This window comes from Bradyrhizobium sp. USDA 4532 (assembly GCF_024171315.1).
GTDB classification, from domain to species: domain Bacteria; phylum Pseudomonadota; class Alphaproteobacteria; order Rhizobiales; family Xanthobacteraceae; genus Bradyrhizobium; species Bradyrhizobium australafricanum.
In genome coordinates, this window is the sequence record NZ_JALJZN010000001.1 from 8398561 (window position 1) to 8413900 (window position 15340).

Here is a 15340-nt window from a genome sequence, read left to right on the forward strand (position 1 = left end):
TCATGGTCCATCTTCAAGACGCGTTTTCTTCACGCGAACCGGAAATCCACTTCGCTCGAAAACGCTTTAGAATATCAGCCGGCCTGTAAGCCGGGTTCTGTAGGGCACCATTCTCGCGAATGGTACGCGACGGCCATTCCTCTGGGACAAGGTTTGCACCTTGCCTCGGGCAACCTACCCGGACAGCGGGCCTGACATCGCCCTGCGGTGTTATCGCGCGTGCGCGAACTAACCGCGTTGCCGTCCCTATTCGGTTTTGCTCCCGGTGTGGTTTGCCATGCCGTCTCCGTTGCCGGAAACGCGGTGCGCTCTTACCGCACCTTTTCACCCTTACTTCCTCCGAGGAGGGAGCGGTTCGTTCTCTGTGGCACTTTCCCTGGGGTCGCCCCCGCCGGATGTTATCCGGCACCGCATGTCGATGGAGCCCGGACTTTCCTCCCCCGCGGCCTTTCGGCGCTTGCGGGAGCGGCCGTCCGGCCGACTGACGGGTTACGCATGCGGGCTTTGGCCGCCCGCGTCAAGCGATTGCGATGGTTAACCTTGGCCTGGCGCGCGGCTGGCTCTCGATTTTGACATTCGCAGAGGAGAGGCCTTTGATATCGATTTGATCGATCCAAAGGTCGAGGCGCCATGGATACCGAACTGGCCCGGACGTTCCTGACGGTGGTGAGCGCCGGCAACTTCATCACCGCGGCGGAGCGGCTGCATGTCAGCCAGTCGACCGTCAGCACCCGCATCCACACGCTCGAGCAGCAGCTCGGCTGCGTGCTGTTCGTGCGCAACAAGGCCGGCACCACGTTGACGCCGGCCGGCCGGCAGTTTCAGCGCCACGCCTCGGTGCTGGTCCGCACCGTCGAGCAGGCGCGCCATGATGTCGGAATCCCCACGGGATTTTCCGCGACGCTGGTGGTCGGCGGCCGCATCGGACTTTGGGAAGAGTATCTGCTGCGCTGGCTGCCGCTGATGACGCGGGCGCATCCCGACATCTCGATCCGCGCCGAGAGCGCGCTCGAGCCCGAGCTGATGCAGGGGCTGGTCGAGGGACGCATCGACATCGGCGTGATGTACACGCCGCAGAGTCGCCCCGGCCTCAAGGTCGAGCAGCTGTTCGAGGAGCAGCTCATCCTGGTGTCGACCGATCCGAAAAGCGCACCGGAGCCGGGACCGGGCTATGTCTATGTCGATTGGGGCCCCGAATTCTACGCGCGTCACGCCACGCTGTTTCCGAATTTCGCCGGCCCCGCGCTGACGGTGAATATCGGCTGGCTCGGATTGCAGCATCTTTTGGAGAATGGCGGCTCTGGCTTCTTCGCGCGTCGTATCGTGGAGCCGCTCCTGAAGGCGCGGCGGCTGCACGCCGTCGCCGGCGCACCTGGCTTTGCGATGCCCGCCTATGTCGCCTATCCGGCTGACAGCCAGGACGATCATCTGGCGCGCGCGGTCGAGACCATGCATCGGCTTGCCGCGTCGCAGGTTAATGCGAGCGCGGACCTGCCGCGGGCCAGGCCTGCCGCGCGGCGGCGGCGCTGACCGCGATTTCTATCGGCATCTCCGATCGATTCCATCGGCTTTCCTCGCTTGTCAGCGCAAACGTCCGCGTTCACAGCAGGATCGGGATCAGCAGGAGGTCAAACGATGGATATTGCGGCAGAAGTGGGAGACGCGTTGCTCAAGGGAGCCTCCGACGCGATCGTTGCGACCGATGTCGAAGGCCGTATCACCTTGTGGAATCCCGGCGCGGTCAGGATGTTCGGCTTCAGCGCCGAGGAGGCGATCGGACAATCGCTCGATTTGATCATTCCGGAGAATCTGCGCGCGCGTCACTGGGCCGGCTTCCGTCACACGATGGCGACCGGGACGAGCCGCTACGGTCAGGGCGATCTGCTGTCGGTGCCGGCGCTGACCAGGCACAGGACGCGCATCTCCGTCGAATTCACCATCGAGATGCTGCACGATGCGGCGCACAAGGTCGCCGGCACCGTCGCGGTGATGCGCGACGTGACCAAGCGTTTCGAGGAGCTCAAGGAGTTGCGGCGCCGCGCCGCGCAGCAGGCCGCGACATCGTCGTAAAGGCTGGGAAGCCATGCCGTCATTGCGAGGAGCTCGCGACAAATTGCGAAGCAATTTTGCGCTGAAGCGACGAAGCAATCCATCGCTCCGCACATGCGACGGATGGATAGCTTCGCGGAGCCTGTCATCGGGCGCGCGTTCGCGCGACCCGGTGGCTCGCAGTGACGCGGATAAGGCTACAAGCAAATGCCAGGTTCTCGGTCATCCCCTCCGGAGCCGATCACGGCCGCTGGAGCTACTTTCCCGATCGCAGGCGGGTCTCCGCCAGCGCGGTCACAAGGCCGATGACCAGCATCGAGGCCACGATGTCGGCTTCCGCACCGAAACCAAATGCGATCACCGTCGCTGCGGCTACCGCCGCAAGGATCGCGATGGTCAGCCCTTCGTCGGCGATCAGCTGACGCAACGCCTTCAGGCGCGTGATGCCCCGTTGCATTGCCTGCTCACACGCCGAGCGGATTGCCGCCCGCGGCGATGTTCGAGGCGACCTGACTGGCGTGGTGGCGCGGTTTCGCCACGATCCGGCTGCGCAGGATTCGGTACAGCATCGACAGCAGGAGCCGGGAAAGGCGTGTGGCGGTCTGCGGCAGTGGTGTCATGGCGAAGTCCTCCGGGCATGCGAAGGCTACGCGCTGCCATGAATTTAACAAACGAATAATATTGGCGATTACTATCGGATTATCCGATATAAGCTGCTCTGCGGCCCGCCGGGCCGGTGAGACATTCACGCCGGGCGGCCAAAATAATTTATCCTGACGATGTCGTCCTGCGTGTCGCCCGTTCGACTGGGTGTCGGCGATCCAGCCGATCAAGAGGAGTTCTCAAGATGCAATATCTGTTGCTGATCTACCGGAGCGACGCGGAATATGGCCGCATGAGTGCCGACGACCGCAAGGCCCTGTCGGCGGAATATGGCGTCTACACCCAGTCCATCATCCAGAGCGGACACTTCAAGGCGGGTGACGGGCTGCAGCCGGTGTCGACCGCGACCACCGTTCGGGTGCGCGACGGCAAGACGCTGACAACCGACGGGCCGTTTGCGGAAACCCGCGAACAACTCGGCGGCTATTATCTGGTCGATGCCAAGGATCTCGATACGGCGCTCGGCCTCGCGGCGCGGATTCCCGGCGCCAAGACCGGCTCGATCGAAGTCAGGCCGGTGATGATCTACGACAAGTGATGGTTTCGTCGTTCCGGGGCGTGCGAAGCGCGAACCCGGAACCTCGAGATTCCGGGTTCGATGCTTCGCATCGCCCCGGAATGACGGTGAGACCATGACCCCCAGCCAGATCGAAAAAGTGTTTCGCGAAGAGGCGGGCCGGGCGCTCGCAACGCTGATCCGTCTCGTCGGCGATTTCGACCTGGCCGAAGATGCGCTTCAGGATGCTTTTGCCGTGGCGCTGCAGCGCTGGCCGATCGGCGAATTCCCCTCCAATCCGCGTGCCTGGCTGGTCAATGTCGGCCGCAACAAGGCGATCGACCGCGTTCGCCGCGCGGCGACGTTTCACGGCAAGCAGCAGGAACTGACGCATCAGATCCTGCTCGATGCAGAGTCCTCGCCCGAGCCGGCCGATGCAACGCTCGACGACGACATGCTGCGGCTGATCTTCACCTGCTGCCATCCGTCGTTTGCGGCGGAGGTCCAGGTCGCGCTGACCTTGCGCACGGTGTGCGGGCTGACGACGGTCGAGGTCGCGCGCGCCTTCCTGGTGAGCGAGGACGCCATGGCGCAGCGCCTCTTGCGCGCCAAGCAAAAGATAAAACTCGCCGGCATTCCCTATGAGGTGCCGGAGCGTGAGGCGCTGGAGCCGCGCCTCACCGGCGTGCTCGCGGTGATCTACCTCGTCTTCACCGAAGGTTATGCGGCGACCGCCGGCGAGGATCTGATGCGGCCCGATCTTGCCCGCGAGGCGATCCGGCTGGCGCGGCTGATCGATGCGCTGATACCGGCGCGCGGCGAGATCAAGGGGCTGTTGGCGCTGATGCTGCTGCATGATGCGCGCCGCGCCGGCCGCCAGACCGCCGGCGGCGATATCGTGCTGCTCGAGGAGCAGGACCGTTCGCTGTGGGATTTCCAGCAGATCGCCGAAGGCCTCGAACTGGTCGAGGAGGCGCTGCGGATGCCGGGCCGGCCGCAGTCCTACGCCGTGCAGGCGGCGATCGCCGCGCTGCACGCGCGGGCGCCGAGTTACAAGGACACCGACTGGCCGCAGATCGCCGGTCTTTACGAGGTGCTGCTGCGCATCAGCCCGTCGCCGGTGATCGAGCTCAATCACGCCGCCGCGGTGTCGATGGTCGATGGTCCGGCGCGCGCGCTCGACCTGATCGACGCGCTGGACGCGCGCGGCACTTTGAAGGGATATGACCAGCTGCCCGCGGTGCGCGCCGACCTGCTGCGCCGCCTCGGCCGCAAGGATGAAGCGCGGCAGGCCTATCTCGCCGCAACGGCAGCCACGCAACTCGAACCGCTGCGCCGGCTCTATGCGCGGCGCATCGCCGAGATGGGGTGACGCACCCCATCTCTTGCGTGGCCAGTGACGGCGCGCCATTCATCCACGATGGTCAGCGCGCCGTGAGGCGTTGAGCGTGCTCAGTACCCTGTCTTTGCCTTGGCGCCGGTGCTCGATTGCCCGGTCGTCGTCCCCTTCGACATGCCGGTCGTGGTGCCGGGTGCCATCTTCTTCTGCGCGTGATGGACCTTCTGGGTCTTGTGATGGGTCGACGACATGGTCTTGCTTTGGGTCGACATAGCGCCAGCGGCTGCCGGAGCGACAATGAGGCCGACGGCGGCGGCTCCTGCGATCAGTGCTTTGAACATGGACGAATCTCCACTCGGACCGCCCCACCTACAAAGACCGCTCATGCCGAAAAGTTCCAACGTGCACGCACACTTGGCCGGTAAATGCACCGCTCCTCGCGACGACGGACGGAGGCGAGCCTAGCTCGACGCGACCACCGTCGCCGCATCCGGCGGCAGGCTCTCGAGCAGCGCGTGCAGTGTGGCCATGGTGGAACGGTCGGCGATCCCGTCGATGCGCTCCGGGCGGAAGTGGCGCTGGAAGGCGGTGACGACCTCCATGGTCGGGCCGTCGAACTTGCCGTTGGTCGGGATGTTGTAGCCGTAGCGCCGGAACGCGGCCTGCATGTTGGAGACGCTGTCGCTGATCGCACCGAGCTGCAGCGCGTCGCCGCGCACGATCGGCGCCGGCTGCACCCAGTGCCCGACGCCGGAATTGGCCAGCGAGTGCCACGGGAATTTCTCGCCGGGATCCTTCTTGCGCGCCGGTGCCACGTCGGAATGGCCGAGCACGCGATGCGGGACCACCTTGCGGCGAAGCATGATGCCGCGGCACAGCGCGATGACAGCCGCGATCTGGCGCAGCGGAAAATCCGGATAGCCCCAATCGTGGCCGCGATTGACGATCTCGACGCCGATCGAGCAGGAGTTGATGTCGTCATCGCCAGCCCACGCGGACACGCCGGCGTGCCAGGCGCGCTTGCTCTCCGGCACGCACTGCACGATGCGGCCGTCCTCGAGCACGATGTAGTGCGCCGAGACCTCGGTGCCGGCCGTGCACAGCTGGGTGATCGCACCCTCGACGTCGGGCATGCCGGTGTAGTGCAGCACGATCATGTCGGGTTGCCGGCCATTGGCGCGATCGCCGAAGTTCGCCGACGGGATCACGTCGGAGGCGATCGAGGAATCCGGCGTGAACGTCTTCGCGTCCGCCACCCCCTTTGGAACAGGGAGGGCGCGCTGACGCTTCGAATCAGCGTTGCCGGACGAAGACGAACTTGAAGCCATACGAATCACTCAAACCCGAACCAGGAGAAAGCATTTTGACATATGGATAAACAAATAAGCGTTTACTATTCCTTTACCGTGCGGGCCGCGCAATCGACCCCTGCCGGTTCCACGATCCGCATGATGCGCTGCGCCATTGTGCTCGGAGCGGGTCGCGAGGGTATCACTCGAATGCGGATCAAAGCCGCGCGATTCCGCTAACCGATCATCAACGTTTTCTTAACGTTAAGTGCCGTTACTGAGAGGTGAAGTGCCGAACCGGTTTCGGGGGACGGCCAAAGGACGCTGAGCCCCGCTGTTTGCGCGAAATCCCATGGAAACCCTCCCAATTCCGGTCGGATATCAGGATTTGCGGCCGAGAACGGGAGTTGGCGCTGGCGTCACGCAGCGGCTTTTTCACGCGTTTTCGAGCGAAGTGGATACCGGTTCGCGTGAGGTAAACGCGTCAAGACAGGAATCCAGAGCCCCGTTCCGGTCCGATCGGAACGAAGAGGGCTCTGGGCGCGAGGATTCGAGGCGCAATGAGTCGGCGCGCACCCAGCTTGCATGCCAGTTACGCGGCCCCGCCCGGGAGCGGCGCATGAGCGAGCGTGCGCCGCGTCACATTTCGGTGCTGGGCCGCGAGGCGGTCGCGCATCTCGCTCCGCGCGCCGGCGGCATTTATGTCGACGCCACCTTCGGTGCCGGCGGCTACAGCCGGGCGATCCTCGATGTCGCCGAGACCCGCGTGATCGGCATCGACCGCGACCGCACCGCGATAACCGGCGGCTTCGATCTGGTCGACGGCGCGGGCGGTCGGCTGACGCTGGTCGAGGACCGCTTCTCCAACCTCGCCGAGGTCTGCGCGTCGCACGGGGTGGATAAGGTCGACGGCGTCGTGATGGATGTCGGCGTCTCCTCGATGCAACTCGACCAGGCCGAACGCGGCTTCTCGTTCCGCCTCGGCGGTCCGCTCGACATGCGGATGGCCCAGAGCGGCCCGACCGCGGCCGACGTGGTCGCGACCGCTTCCGAGAAACAGCTCGCCGACATCATCTATATCTTCGGCGAGGAGCGGCATTCGCGCGGCGTTGCCCGCGCCATCGTCGCCGCGCGCAAGGACGCGCCGATCACGACGACCGACGCGCTTGCCGATATCGTCGCGAAGGTCGTGCGCGCCAAGCCGAACGAGATCCATCCGGCGACGCGGACCTTTCAGGCGCTGCGCATCTTCGTCAATGAGGAGCTCGATGAGCTCTATCTGGCGCTCGCAGCGGCCGAGCGCGTGCTGAAGCCGGGCGGCCGGCTCGTCGTGGTTTCGTTCCATTCGCTGGAAGACCGCATCGTCAAGAATTTCCTCAGCCTGCGCGGCAAGGTCTCCGCCGGCTCGCGGCATTTCCCCGAAATGGCGCAAGCGGCGCCGAGCTTTCAGATCCTGACCAAGCGTCCGGTGACGCCTGGTGAGGCCGAGCTTGCCGCCAATCCGCGCGCGCGATCGGCCAAGCTGCGTGCCGCCGAGCGCACCGCGGCGCCGGTGCACGCCGACGACGACCTGCCGTCATGGCCCCGCCTGTCCGACCTGAAGCGGGGAGGGTGACGATGCGCCTTCTCCATCTCCTCGTCATCGGCATGCTGATCTTCGCGGCGTCGTATGTCTATCGCATCAAGATGGAATCGACCGCGCGCGTCGAACGCGTGCTGCAGCTCAATGCCGAGATCCGCGAGCAGCGCAACGCGATCGCCGCGTTGCGCGCCGAATGGGCCAAGCTCGATGCGCCGCTCCGGCTGCAGGGCCTCGCCGAGCGCCATCTGCCGCTGAAGCCGGTCAACGCCAACCAGTACGATTCCCTGAAGAACCTGCCGGAGCGGCCGCCGAGCTTCACGCGGCCCGGTTCGCGCGATCCGATCGGTGCGATGATCGACACCATCGAGGCCGCCGCGGCGCCCGACAGCACGACCGGATCGATCGACAAGGCGGCGACCGACCAGCCGGCCGCCGACCAGCCTGCGCCCGAAGACTCCGGGCAGGGCGGGGGAGACCAGCAATGACGGGACCAGCCATGACCGATCCGGCACCCGCCAACACACCGGCCGTGAAACCCGCCGAGCCCTGGAACCAGCGGCTGATCCGCACGCTGCTGTATGGCAGCAATGTCGACCGCGCCGCCAAGGCGCGCGCGCGCGTTGGCCTTGCCATCCTCGCTTTCGCCGCGGTCTATTGCGTGCTGGCGGGGAGGCTGGTGCTGTTCGCCGTCGGCGCCGACAGCCATGGTGCGCGCCGCACCGCATCGCAGGACGCCATCGCGACCGCGCGGCCCGACATCACCGACCGCAACGGCGAAATCCTCGCCACCGACGTCAAGGCGCCGAGCCTGTTCGCCGAGCCGCGCCGCCTGATCGACAAGGACGAGGCGATCGAGCTCTTGACCGGAGCCTTGCCCGATCTCGACACCAGCGAGGTGCGCGACCGCCTGTCGTCGCGCAAGGGCTTCGTCTGGCTGAAGCGCGAGATCACGCCGAAGCAGCAGAGCGACATCCATCGCCTCGGCCTTCCCGGCGTCGGCTTCCTGCGCGAGAACAAGCGCGTCTATCCGACCGGCAACGAGGTCGCCCACCTGATCGGCCTCGTCAACATCGACAACCAGGGCATCGCCGGCATGGAGAAGTGGCTGGACAGCAACGGTCTGGCCGATCTGCATCGCGCGGGCTTCGCCACCGACCGGCTGCAGAAGCCGGTGGAGCTGTCGGTCGACCTGCGCGTCGAGCACGCGCTGCGCGACGAACTGCTCAAGGCGAAGGAGAAGTTCAAGGCCAAGGCCGCCTCCGGCCTCATCTCCAACGTGCGCACCGGCGAGATCGTGGCGATGGTGTCGCTGCCGGATTTCGATCCGAACAATCCGAAGGAGGCGCACGATCCCGATCGCATCAACCGCCTGACCACCGGCGTCTACGAGATGGGCTCGACCTTCAAGGCGTTCACGCTGGCGATGGCGCTGGATAGCGGCCGGTTCGACCTCAACTCGATGTGGGATGCGCGCGGCCCGCTGCATTACGGCAAGTTCGCGATCCATGACGATCACAACATGGGTCGCATGATCAACATGAAGGAGGTGTTCTACTATTCCTCCAACATCGGCGCGGGACGCATTGCGCTGGCGATGGGCGTCGACGCGCACAAGGCGTTCCTGCGCAAGATGGGCCAGCTCGAGCGGCTGCGCACCGAATTGCCGGAGAGCGCCTCGCCGATCGTGCCGAAGAAGTGGGGCGAATTGAACACCGTCACCATCTCGTTCGGTCACGGCATCGCGGTGGCGCCGCTGCAGGCGGTGATGGGCATCGACGCGCTGGTCAATGGCGGCTACCTGATCCCGCCGACCTTCCTGAAGCGCACCGAGCAGGAGGCGATGGCGCTCGCCAAGCGCGTCATCAAGCCTGAGACCTCGGACAAGATGCGCTATCTGATGCGGCTCAATGCCGAGATCGGCACCGCGAAGAAGGCCGACGTCAAGGGCTACTATATCGGCGGCAAGACCGGCACCGCGGAGAAGGTGATCAACGGCCGCTACGCCAAGAAGCGCGTGCTCAACGCCTTCACCGCGATCCTGCCCGCCGACAATCCTAAATACCAGCTTCTGATCATGCTCGACGAGCCACAGCCCCTGAAGGAAACCTACGGGTTCATCACCTCGGGCTGGAATGCGGTGCCGACCGGCGGCAATGTGATCGCCCGAATTGCGCCGCTTTTGGGCGTTGAACCGCGATTCGACCTGCCGCCGTCCGACCGCCTTATTCTTGCGGCATCCAGAACAACCCAGTAAGGCGTATACTCACGCGGCGCCAGAACGGCGCCGGCCAGACTGGAAGATCATGAGACTTCGCGACCTCTTCAGCGATGATGCCACGATCGATCCGAGTGCCTCCTCGCTCATTGTCGGAGGGCTTGCGGTCGACAGCCGCGCGGTGAAGCCGGGCGATCTGTTCTTCGCGCTGGCCGGCAGCAGGACCGACGGTGCGCGCTTCGTCGATGCGGCGATTGCCGCCGGCGCGGTCGCGGTCGCCAGCGACCATCTGCCGCAAGGTCACGCCCGCGCTCCCTTCGTCATCACGCCGAATCCGCGCCGCGCGCTGGCGCTCGCCGCGGCCAAATTCTTTTCGCGCCAGCCGGCGACGATCGCGGCGGTGACCGGCACCAGCGGCAAGACCTCGGTCGCAGCCTTCACGCGCCAGATCTGGCAGCGGCTCGGTCATTCCTCCGCCAGCATCGGCACCATCGGCCTCGTCTCGGACAAGCGCACGGTCTACGGCTCGCTGACCACGCCGGATCCGATCGCGCTGCATCGCCAGCTCGACGAGATCGCGAGCGACGGCGTCACCCATCTGGCGTTCGAGGCGTCCTCGCACGGCCTCGACCAGTATCGTCTCGACGGCGTGCGCATCGCCGCCGGCGGCTTCACCAATCTGTCGCGCGACCACATGGATTATCATCCCGATGTCGCGCATTACCTCAATGCAAAGCTCCGGTTGTTCCGCGATCTCGTCGCACCAGACGGCGCCGCGGTGATCTCGGCCGATCATGACTGTTCGGGCGAGGTGATCGATGCGGCGCGCTCGCGCGGGCTGCGCATCATCGCGGTCGGGCGCAACGCCGAAGCAGGCGATGGCATCAGGCTCACCGATGCTGTCATCGAAGGCTTTGCACAGAAGCTCGCGATCGAGCACCGCGGGCGCAAATATGCGATCCGGCTGCCGCTGGTCGGCGAATTCCAGATCGAGAACGCGCTGGTCGCGGCCGGGCTCGCGATCGGCACCGGCAGCGCCGCCGACGACGTGTTCGGCTGCCTCGAACATCTCGAAGGCGCCAAGGGCCGGCTGGAATTCGTCGGCGAGCACAATGGCGCGCCGATCTTCGTCGATTACGCCCACAAGCCCGACGCACTCGCCAAGGCGCTGCAGGCGCTGCGGCCTTATGCCAGGCGCAAGCTGGTCGTGATCTTCGGCGCCGGCGGCGACCGCGACGCCGGCAAGCGTCCGATCATGGGCGCGATCGCGGCCGAGAATGCCGATCAGGTCATCGTCACCGACGACAATCCGCGCAGCGAGAAGCCGGAGGCGATCCGCGCCGCGATCATGGCGACGGCGAAGGGCGCGCGCGAGATCGGCGACCGCGCCGCGGCGATCCGCGCCGGCATTGCCGGCCTCGCGCCGGGCGATGCGCTGGTCGTCGCCGGCAAGGGCCACGAGGTCGGGCAGATCGTCGGCAACACGACGCTGCCGTTCAGCGATCATGAGGCGGTCGCCAGTGCACTGGCTGCGGAGGGCGCATGAGCACGATGTTGTGGACCTCGGATGCGATGGCGACGGCGATGCGCGCCGCCACGCAAGGCGCGCTGCCGGACGGCGTCAGCGGTCTCTCGATCGACAGCCGCACCATCGCGCCCGGCGAGGCGTATTTCGCGATCAAGGGCGACGTCCATGACGGCCATGCCTTCGTCGAGGCGGCGCTGAAGGCCGGCGCCGGGCTCGCGGTGGTCGAGACCGCGCAACGGGCAAAGTTTCCCGCTGATGCGCCGCTGCTGGTGGTCGACGACGTGCTCGCCGGTCTTGTCGAGCTCGCGCATGCCTCGCGCGCGCGGCTCAACGCGCAGATCGTCGCGGTAACCGGCTCGGTCGGCAAGACCTCGACCAAAGAGGCGCTGCGCCGCGTGCTGTCGGCGCAGGGCGAGACCCATGCGTCGGTGGCGTCGTTCAACAATCACTGGGGCGTGCCGCTGTCGCTGGCGCGCTGCCCGGCCAGCACGCGCTTTGCGGTGTTCGAGATCGGCATGAACCATGCCGGCGAGATCACGCCGCTAGTGAAGATGGTGCGCCCGCACGTCGCAATCATCACCACGATCGAGCCGGTGCATCTGGAATTCTTCGCCGGCATCGAGGCGATCGCCGACGCCAAGGCGGAGATCTTCGCAGGGCTCGAGCCCGATGGCGCGGTCGTGCTCAACCGCGACAACGGGCAATTCGCGCGGCTGCAAAAGCAGGCCAAGCAGGCCGGCATCTCGCGCATCGTCTCGTTCGGCGCCGACAAGCGTGCCGAGGCGCGGCTGCTCGACCTGTCGCTGCACGCGACCTGCTCGGCGGTGCATGCGGATATTCTGGATCACGACATCACCTACAAGATCGGCATGCCCGGCCGGCACATGGCGATGAACTCGCTCGCGGTGCTTGCCGGCGCCTCGCTACTCGGCGCCGATATCGCGCGCGCGGCGCTGTCGCTGTCGCAGCTCGAGGCGCCGACCGGCCGCGGCCTCCGCCGCACCCTCGAGGTCGGCCATGGCGAGGCGATGCTGATCGACGAGAGCTACAACGCCAACCCGGCTTCGATGGGCGCCGCGCTCAACGTGCTCGGTCAGGCCCAGACCGGGCCGCATGGCCGGCGCATCGCCGTGCTCGGCGACATGCTCGAGCTCGGGCCGACCGGGCCCGAACTGCACCGCGGCCTCAACGAGGCCGTGACCGCCAACCGCATCGACCTCGTATATTGTTGTGGTCCGTTGATGCGGAATCTGTGGGATGCCCTTTCCACCGGCAGGCGGGGAGGCTATGCCGAGAGCTCGGCGGCGCTCGAAGCGCAGGCGGTCGCCGCGGTCCGTGCCGGTGACGTGATCATGGTGAAGGGCTCGCTGGGATCGAAGATGAAGCTGATTGTCAGCGCGCTGGAAAAACGCTTCCCCGACAAGGCCGCGCACGAAGAAGCGGTATAGGACTCCTCGAATGTTCTACTGGTTGATCGAACTGTCCAACACCGTTCCGGGGTTTGGGGCGTTCCGCAGCGCTTTGAACGTGTTCCGCTACATCACCTTCCGCACCGGCGGCGCGATGGTGACCGGCGCATTGTTCGTGTTCCTGTTCGGGCCCTGGATCATCGATCATCTGCGGCTGCGGCAGGGCAAGGGCCAGCCGATCCGCACCGATGGTCCGCAGTCGCATCTGATCTCCAAGAAGGGCACGCCCACCATGGGCGGGTTGATGATCCTGTCCGGGCTCGTGGTGTCGACGCTGCTCTGGGCCAACCCGCTCAATCCCTATGTCTGGATCGTGCTGGCGGTGACGCTCGGCTTCGGCTTCGTCGGCTTCTATGACGATTATTTGAAGGTCACAAAGCAGTCGCACAGCGGCTTCGCCGGCAAGCTGCGGCTGCTGATCGAGGCCGCGATCGGGCTTGCCGCCACCTACGCGCTGGTCCGGCTCGGGCGCGACGTGTCGTCGACCTCGCTCGTGATTCCGTTCTTCAAGGACCTCGTGATCAATTTCGGCTGGTTCTTCGTGATCTTCGGCGCCTTCGTGATGGTCGGCGCCGGCAATGCGGTGAATCTCACCGACGGTCTCGACGGTCTTGCCATCGTGCCCGTGATGATCGCCGCCGCAAGCTTCGGCATGATCTCGTACCTGACCGGCAACGCGGTGTTCTCGGATTACCTGCAGATCAATTACGTCGCCGGCACCGGCGAACTGGCGGTGCTGTGCGGCGCGGTGCTCGGCGCAGGCCTCGGCTTCCTCTGGTTCAACGCGCCGCCGGCCTCGATCTTCATGGGCGACACCGGTTCGCTGGCGCTCGGCGGCATGCTCGGCGCGACGGCGGTTGCGGTGAAGCACGAGATCGTGCTCGCCGTGATCGGCGGCCTGTTCGTGCTGGAGGCGGTCTCGGTCATCGTCCAGGTCACCTCGTTCAAGCTCACCGGCAAGCGCGTGTTCCGGATGGCGCCGCTGCACCATCATTTCGAGCAGAAGGGCTGGACCGAGCCGCAGATCGTGATCCGGTTCTGGATCATCTCGGTGATGCTGGCGCTCGCCGGCCTGTCGACGCTGAAGCTGCGCTGATGGCTTCGCATCCCATTGACTGTCATTCCGGGGCTCGCGCAGCGAGAACCCGGAATCTCGAGATTCCGGATAACCGCTGCGCGGTTTCCGGAATGACAGGGAGATAGACATGATCCCGGTCACCTCCTTCTCCGGCAAGACGGTCGCGGTGTTCGGGCTCGGCGGCTCCGGGCTCGCGAGCTGCCAGGCGCTGAAGGCCGGCGGCGCCGAGGTGATCGCCGCCGACGACAATGCCGACAACGTCGTCAAGGCGGCGCAGGCCGGCTTCACCACCGCCGATCTGCGCAGCGTGTCATGGGCGAATTTCGCCGCGCTGATCCTGACCCCCGGCGCGCCGCTGACCCATCCGGCGCCGCACTGGAGCGTGCTGAAGGCGCGCGAGGCGGGGTGCGAGGTGATCGGCGATGTCGAACTGTTCTGCCGCGAGCGGCGCCGTCATGCGCCGAACGCGCCGTTCGTCGCCATCACAGGCACCAACGGCAAATCGACCACCACGGCGCTGATCGCGCATCTGATTGATGTCGCCGGCTACGACACCCAGATGGGCGGCAATATCGGCACCGCGATCCTGTCGCTCGAGCCGCCGCGCATGGGCCGCGTCCATGTGATCGAGATGTCGTCCTACCAGATCGACCTCGCACCGTCGCTCGATCCGTCGGTCGGCATCCTGATCAACATCAGCGAGGATCACATCGACCGCCACGGCACGCTCGAGCATTACGCCGCGGTCAAGGAGCGGCTGGTCGCCGGCGTGCAGGCCGGCGGCACCGCGATAACAGGCGTCGACGACATCTGGTGCCGCAACATCGCCGACCGGCTCGATCGCGCCGGCAAGCGCGTGGTGCGCATCTCGGTGAAGAACCCGCTGCCCGACGGCCTCTATGTCGAGCACGAGACCATCGTGCGTGCCTCGGGCGCGGCGCGCAGCGAGATCGCGCGGCTAGGCGGCATCGGCTCGCTGCGCGGCCTGCACAATGCGCAGAACGCCGCCTGCGCCTCGGCCTGCGCGCTGGCGATGGGTATCGCGACCGACGTGCTGCAGAACGGCCTGCGCAGCTTCCCGGGTCTCGCGCATCGCATGGAGCAGGTCGGCCGCCGCGGCAACGTGCTGTTCGTCAACGACTCCAAGGGCACCAACGCGGATGCGGCCGCGCATGCGCTGTCGTCGTTCGCCGACATCTACTGGATCGCCGGCGGCAAGCCGAAGGCCGGCGGCATCACCACCCTGACCGAATATTTCCCGCGCATCCGCAAGGCCTATCTGATCGGCGAGGCGGCGGCCGAATTCTCCGGCACGCTCGGCGAGCGCGTCCCGCACGACATGTCCGGCACGCTCGACGTCGCGATCGCCAGCGCCGCGCGCGATGCCGAGGCATCGGGGCTCGCGGAAGCCGTCGTGCTGCTGTCGCCGGCCTGCGCCTCGTTCGACCAGTACCGCAATTTCGAAATCCGCGGCGCCGCCTTCCGCGACATCGTGCAGGCGCTGCCGGGCGTCAAGCCGGTGGTGTGACGACACGTAGGGCGGATTGGCACAGCGTAATCCGCCGTTCGGTGCCGGGCGATGACACCGAGATGAAGTACGCAGTGACGGTGCGTCGTATCGCGCGAGAACCA

The 15340-nt window shown here is 66.1% G+C and carries 15 protein-coding genes and 1 other RNA gene; 11 read left to right on the forward strand and 5 right to left on the reverse strand.

Going from position 1 to position 15340, the window contains the following annotated elements:
- Positions 1-70 precede the first annotated feature (70 nt).
- An RNA gene (rnpB, locus tag J2R76_RS38735) (RNase P RNA component class A) lies at positions 71-485 on the reverse strand.
- A gap of 145 nt (positions 486-630) precedes the next feature.
- Here rnpB and J2R76_RS38740 point away from each other — a divergent pair.
- Both J2R76_RS38740 and J2R76_RS38745 read left to right on the forward strand, forming a co-directional pair.
- On the forward strand, positions 631-1530 hold the full coding sequence (locus J2R76_RS38740) for a LysR family transcriptional regulator (RefSeq protein ID WP_253625829.1): 900 nt from the start codon (positions 631-633) through the stop codon (positions 1528-1530).
- 105 nt (positions 1531-1635) lie between these two features.
- Positions 1636-2070, forward strand: a complete 435-nt coding sequence (locus J2R76_RS38745) for a PAS domain S-box protein (RefSeq protein WP_168859072.1) — start codon at positions 1636-1638, stop codon at positions 2068-2070.
- A 235-nt stretch (positions 2071-2305) separates the two neighbouring features.
- On the opposite strand, the gene J2R76_RS38750 is transcribed toward J2R76_RS38745, so the two are convergent.
- Positions 2306-2506, reverse strand: coding sequence for a hypothetical protein (locus tag J2R76_RS38750; protein ID WP_057014987.1), 201 nt, complete (start codon positions 2504-2506; stop codon positions 2306-2308).
- Positions 2507-2513: 7 nt separating this feature from the next.
- On the reverse strand, positions 2514-2882 hold the full coding sequence (locus J2R76_RS38755; RefSeq protein WP_253625830.1) for a hypothetical protein: 369 nt from the start codon (positions 2880-2882) through the stop codon (positions 2514-2516).
- A 14-nt stretch (positions 2883-2896) separates the two neighbouring features.
- Between J2R76_RS38755 and J2R76_RS38760 the strand changes: the two genes are divergently transcribed.
- Together J2R76_RS38760 and J2R76_RS38765 are read left to right on the forward strand one after the other, a co-directional pair.
- Positions 2897-3250 (forward strand): YciI family protein, encoded by a 354-nt coding sequence (locus tag J2R76_RS38760; RefSeq protein WP_168859070.1) that lies wholly within the window; start codon positions 2897-2899, stop codon positions 3248-3250.
- Between the two features lie 94 nt (positions 3251-3344).
- The gene (locus J2R76_RS38765; RefSeq protein WP_253625831.1) at positions 3345-4580 is read left to right on the forward strand and encodes an RNA polymerase sigma factor; all 1236 of its coding nucleotides are present in this window, start codon (positions 3345-3347) and stop codon (positions 4578-4580) included.
- Between the two features lie 80 nt (positions 4581-4660).
- On the opposite strand, the gene J2R76_RS38770 is transcribed toward J2R76_RS38765, so the two are convergent.
- Positions 4661-4888 carry a hypothetical protein gene (locus J2R76_RS38770; protein ID WP_016840052.1) on the reverse strand — a complete coding sequence of 76 codons (228 nt, stop codon included), beginning with the start codon at positions 4886-4888 and terminating at the stop codon, positions 4661-4663.
- A gap of 120 nt (positions 4889-5008) precedes the next feature.
- Complete coding sequence (locus J2R76_RS38775) at positions 5009-5875, reverse strand: N-acetylmuramoyl-L-alanine amidase (protein WP_076824121.1); 867 nt, start codon at positions 5873-5875, stop codon at positions 5009-5011.
- Positions 5876-6455: 580 nt separating this feature from the next.
- On the opposite strand from J2R76_RS38775, the gene rsmH reads away from it, so the two are divergent.
- From rsmH to murD, 7 genes are all read left to right on the forward strand, one after another.
- A complete protein-coding gene (gene rsmH / locus J2R76_RS38780; protein ID WP_253625832.1) occupies positions 6456-7451 on the forward strand; it encodes a 16S rRNA (cytosine(1402)-N(4))-methyltransferase RsmH in 996 nt (331 codons plus the stop codon).
- Positions 7452-7453: 2 nt separating this feature from the next.
- Entirely contained in the window at positions 7454-7903 is a 450-nt protein-coding gene (locus tag J2R76_RS38785) for a hypothetical protein (RefSeq protein WP_253625833.1), read from the forward strand.
- A gap of 11 nt (positions 7904-7914) precedes the next feature.
- Positions 7915-9672, forward strand: coding sequence for a penicillin-binding protein 2 (locus J2R76_RS38790; protein ID WP_253626133.1), 1758 nt, complete (start codon positions 7915-7917; stop codon positions 9670-9672).
- A 49-nt stretch (positions 9673-9721) separates the two neighbouring features.
- A complete protein-coding gene (locus tag J2R76_RS38795; protein WP_253625834.1) occupies positions 9722-11179 on the forward strand; it encodes a UDP-N-acetylmuramoyl-L-alanyl-D-glutamate--2,6-diaminopimelate ligase in 1458 nt (485 codons plus the stop codon).
- Positions 11176-12609 carry a UDP-N-acetylmuramoylalanyl-D-glutamyl-2,6-diaminopimelate--D-alanyl-D-alanine ligase gene (locus J2R76_RS38800; protein ID WP_253625835.1) on the forward strand — a complete coding sequence of 478 codons (1434 nt, stop codon included), beginning with the start codon at positions 11176-11178 and terminating at the stop codon, positions 12607-12609. Before J2R76_RS38795 ends, J2R76_RS38800 begins: the two co-directional genes overlap by 4 nt.
- 10 nt (positions 12610-12619) lie before the next feature.
- Positions 12620-13726, forward strand: coding sequence for a phospho-N-acetylmuramoyl-pentapeptide-transferase (gene mraY, locus J2R76_RS38805; RefSeq protein ID WP_016846578.1), 1107 nt, complete (start codon positions 12620-12622; stop codon positions 13724-13726).
- Between the two features lie 109 nt (positions 13727-13835).
- Positions 13836-15236 carry a UDP-N-acetylmuramoyl-L-alanine--D-glutamate ligase gene (gene murD, locus J2R76_RS38810; RefSeq protein WP_229192356.1) on the forward strand — a complete coding sequence of 467 codons (1401 nt, stop codon included), beginning with the start codon at positions 13836-13838 and terminating at the stop codon, positions 15234-15236.
- The last annotated feature ends 104 nt before the right edge of the window (positions 15237-15340 follow it).

What these genes read in the sequence shown, in the direction of transcription:
- J2R76_RS38740 (WP_253625829.1), top strand. Translation starts at nt 631, where the DNA reads ATGGATACCGAACTGGCCCGGACGTTCCTGACGGTGGTGAGCGCCGGC.
- J2R76_RS38745 (WP_168859072.1), top strand. Translation starts at nt 1,636, where the DNA reads ATGGATATTGCGGCAGAAGTGGGAGACGCGTTGCTCAAGGGAGCCTCC.
- J2R76_RS38750 (WP_057014987.1), bottom strand. Translation starts at nt 2,506, where the DNA reads ATGCAACGGGGCATCACGCGCCTGAAGGCGTTGCGTCAGCTGATCGCC.
- J2R76_RS38760 (WP_168859070.1), top strand. Translation starts at nt 2,897, where the DNA reads ATGCAATATCTGTTGCTGATCTACCGGAGCGACGCGGAATATGGCCGC.
- J2R76_RS38765 (WP_253625831.1), top strand. Translation starts at nt 3,345, where the DNA reads ATGACCCCCAGCCAGATCGAAAAAGTGTTTCGCGAAGAGGCGGGCCGG.
- J2R76_RS38770 (WP_016840052.1), bottom strand. Translation starts at nt 4,888, where the DNA reads ATGTTCAAAGCACTGATCGCAGGAGCCGCCGCCGTCGGCCTCATTGTC.
- J2R76_RS38775 (WP_076824121.1), bottom strand. Translation starts at nt 5,875, where the DNA reads ATGGCTTCAAGTTCGTCTTCGTCCGGCAACGCTGATTCGAAGCGTCAG.
- rsmH (WP_253625832.1), top strand. Translation starts at nt 6,456, where the DNA reads ATGAGCGAGCGTGCGCCGCGTCACATTTCGGTGCTGGGCCGCGAGGCG.
- J2R76_RS38785 (WP_253625833.1), top strand. Translation starts at nt 7,454, where the DNA reads ATGCGCCTTCTCCATCTCCTCGTCATCGGCATGCTGATCTTCGCGGCG.
- J2R76_RS38790 (WP_253626133.1), top strand. Translation starts at nt 7,915, where the DNA reads ATGACCGATCCGGCACCCGCCAACACACCGGCCGTGAAACCCGCCGAG.
- J2R76_RS38795 (WP_253625834.1), top strand. Translation starts at nt 9,722, where the DNA reads ATGAGACTTCGCGACCTCTTCAGCGATGATGCCACGATCGATCCGAGT.
- J2R76_RS38800 (WP_253625835.1), top strand. Translation starts at nt 11,176, where the DNA reads ATGAGCACGATGTTGTGGACCTCGGATGCGATGGCGACGGCGATGCGC.
- mraY (WP_016846578.1), top strand. Translation starts at nt 12,620, where the DNA reads ATGTTCTACTGGTTGATCGAACTGTCCAACACCGTTCCGGGGTTTGGG.
- murD (WP_229192356.1), top strand. Translation starts at nt 13,836, where the DNA reads ATGATCCCGGTCACCTCCTTCTCCGGCAAGACGGTCGCGGTGTTCGGG.